This window comes from Yeosuana sp. (assembly GCF_057126245.1).
The window spans coordinates 1-3566 of the sequence record NZ_DBNGMQ010000014.1 but is presented as its reverse complement, the minus strand read 5'-3'; the positions used below and the strand labels follow the sequence as shown (position 1 = coordinate 3566).

2 protein-coding genes are annotated in these 3566 nt (G+C 33.3%); both read right to left on the bottom strand.

Going from position 1 to position 3566, the window contains the following annotated elements:
• Positions 1 to 66 precede the first annotated feature (66 nt).
• Positions 67 to 1866, bottom strand: a complete 1800-nt coding sequence (locus tag AC15TD_RS01440) for an alpha-1,3-galactosidase-related protein (protein WP_484450358.1) — start codon at positions 1864 to 1866, stop codon at positions 67 to 69.
• Positions 1867 to 2007: 141 nt separating this feature from the next.
• A complete protein-coding gene (locus tag AC15TD_RS01435; RefSeq protein ID WP_484450357.1) occupies positions 2008 to 3315 on the bottom strand; it encodes a T9SS type A sorting domain-containing protein in 1308 nt (435 codons plus the stop codon).
• Between the last annotated feature and the right edge of the window lie 251 nt (positions 3316 to 3566).

Sequence of the window (3566 nt, the reverse complement as noted above, 5' to 3'; positions counted from 1 at the left end):
CAGCAGAATTATTATTTTAAAGAGTTTTTTCATTAGGAAATTGTTTATTAATTTTATTCAGTTTGATTAATCATTCTTATCATTAATCTGCACATTGTCGGAGTACTCTACTACAAAAGGTTTGTTTGACTTTCCAGTTTTAGGATACGCCTCTGTTTTTTCAACGGTATTGTTTCGCCAAATGAGGCCATCAACACAATACGCATTAAGCAGTGTCAAATCATCGTACATTTTAAAAACATTACCTTCTATCAGAATATTACGGTTGTAACGACTGGTTTCTTTATCTTCCAAAATACCCGCCTTTACATCAATAATTGCTTTACCCCAAACGCCATACAAGCAGTTTTCAAAATTGTTGTTGCGTATCACGCAATCACTAACTCCACCTTGTTCAAACCAGTGAAATGAATCACCCTCAAATAGTATGGCAGCACCTGGAGAATGAAATGTATTGTTTTCAACCAGTGTTTTTCCACGGGAATTCAACAACATGCCCCTTGCTCGGTTATTACGAACAATATTATTGGCTATCAGAATTTCGGGGTAATCACGGATTTCTGCAATGGCATCTCCAATTTCAAGATTTGCCGGCAAATTTTTATCAAAAGTCACTTCGGTAACTTCTTTGTTAATTCTGTTTACATGTTTTACGGTTGCTGTATCGTAAGTAAGCATACTTTTAGCCCTAACTAGTTCCACTGCCATGCCTTGTTTTAGAAAATCAAATCCATATTGTTGACGGTGTTTCAGTTGAATAAGCACTTTATCTTCTGCACTTTTCTCAATAACCTGAACATAAATACCATGAATATTTGTTGCATCATCCTTTTGATTCTCAAACAAATTGTTTGTCAATGTTATTTTACCAGTACAATTCGAAAAATGGGTAGCATCGGCTGTAACACTAATCATTCTTCCATTGGATGGCGTAACCTTACATGAATCAACAGTAATATTGTGACTTCTTTGACCAAGGATTCCCATACCACCTGCATGGTGTAATGTAATCTTATTGAAAGATATATTTTTAGAATCGGATACTACAAAACCTGGATGTTTCCGATGATTTGGACCAAAAACCATAGTATTGCCTATCGTCCCTGTAAGACCAGGAACCCGAATTCGTACTTTACGTCCTTCAAGTTTTTTAGCTGGAAAACCATTGATATTACTGAAGTAAAAATCTTTTACCATGTAGGCGGTTTCACGTTTCTCAGTATCATATTCCAGCATATGTGAACTTCCATAAGCCACACCTTTTGAAACCGTAGTTAATGCTCCAATTTGCTTCTGTCCATCTGTAAACATTAAAGTTCCCCTGCGAACACTAAACGGAAAGTTTTCAAGAATTTCGACATCCATTCCTTCGGCATCATAACCTAAAATAATAGCTTCGCTATGAAATGTCCGTGAGTAGTCTATAGAAAGATTTTTAATTTTGACATTGTGCGAATCTTCAAGCACAAAAGGACTCATAAAACCATGAAACATTAACTGAGCTCCTTGACCGTCTATAGTTAAATCGTTTATGTTTTTCAAGTCAAAAACAATCCGTTTTAACCCTTCGTCGTTGTTACTTATATAACAATAACGTTCCCCCGCAAATGTTGGGTAAAAATCATATTGTCCTTTTTCAAAAACCAACGTTTTAGCCCCAAGAGTTTTACAGTCTGCTAGTGCTTTTTTAATGGCTCGCACATCGTCAATTCCGTCATTTGCTATAGCACCATAATCCCTAAGATATAAAATATCTATGTTTGAACTTGTTTCAATAGGCTTATTAATAGAGTATGATTTAACCGAAGTTAAAACCACTAAAAAACTGATACTTAGAAATACGGATATTGTATTTTTTTTCAACATATTATATAATTTAATTTCAAACAAAAATTAATTTAATATTTAAATGAACTTATAATACCTCATAAGTTCATTTAAATATAAGTAAGCTCAAAATACGCACAGCAATTAAAAATCTTCTGGGTATTAGCTGCTATCTAGTGTTTATTTCTTTAAAAACTTTTCAACTATTTGATTGTCAAATACTATAAGATAAAGCCCTGCAGATAAAAAGTCAATCCCTATTTCAGATTGATTCTTAGATGTATTATGCTTTAGGAGTTTACCATTTAAATTAAAGATTTTAACATTTTTTTGAGGTTTATTAAAATAGAGTCTATCTGAAGTTAACGTTGGATAAGCAATAGGATTGATTGAATTTTCTTCAAATTCAGATAACGATAATGAACTTGCATTAACTAAATACCCTTCACTATTTAAGGTAACAGCACCCCCTGTGCCATCTACTACAATTTTAGATAATTGATCTGCTGTAAGCCCTGTATTATCTGTTCCAAACCTTACAATGCCTTCGCTGTAATTTATGATATTAAGTGTACTGCCATCTGCCCATGTAGAAGCCGAAGTATTACCAAACGAAAGGTTGGTAACGCCATCACCAATAGTCAAATTTAAAGTTGATGTAGTACCTAAAATTATATCACCCATACTACTTTGGTTTTTATTTGCTATAAAATCAAAGGTTCTAGTACCACTAATAACAATTGTGGAAGCAAAAACATTAGCGCCATTTAACGTAATTGAACCACCGATGTTATTTACTTGAATTTTAGGACCACTATAAAAAACAGCATCATCTGCAGTATTAACAATAACTTGAACATTACTATTAAAGTATACGATCTCTCCTGTAAATGCAGAATTTGAAGAAGTACTGCCAAAAGTACTTATTGAACGTGGCCCAAAAAAAAGACTACCACTTCCCGCTAAAGAACCATTAAAATAGAAAATACTACCAGTTGCAGTAACAGCAGCATTTAATCTAACACCAGTGGTTAATGTTAGTAAAGAACCTTCTGCAAATTCTATGCTATTTGAAGCGTTACCTTGTATATATATATCGTTATGGTCATTAAAATCACTACTACTCTTGTTGAAATTAACTTTACCCTTAAATGATAATTTGGCACCAGTAGAAGACTTATTTTCTATACCCCAAGCCCAGTGACCAGTGGCTCGATCTATGGTCAAGGTATTTGTTCCAGCTACTGAAACATCTCCTGATGTAGCCGCAGAGGTTTGAATTTTTTGAATTGTAAAATCTGCATCTACTAAAGACTCATCTAATAATGGTAATTGAACTGTATTTGTAGCGATTGGAACTGCACCACCAGACCAATTAGCAGTATTTGACCATAAAAAGTCGCCACCACCATTATTAAAATCGATGGTTTGTGCAAAACTTATAGAAGCACACATTAATAAGATTAAAGAAAAGTATTTTTTTTTCATAATTTTTAAATTCAGATATATAGTTAATATTCTTGTTTTTAAATTAAAATTTTTGTTAAATCTATTTGTATGGTTGGAATTGGAAACCGAACACGTTCTTCCTTCCAATTTGATTTTATAGTAAAAACAAGGCTTGAGTTATGTAAAATAACTTAAGACAGGTTGTTTGTCGGTGCATCTTTATTAGTATTTATACCTGATTGGCTTAAGTTTAAACATTTCACGTTCAATGTCAATCCAACTGATGAATC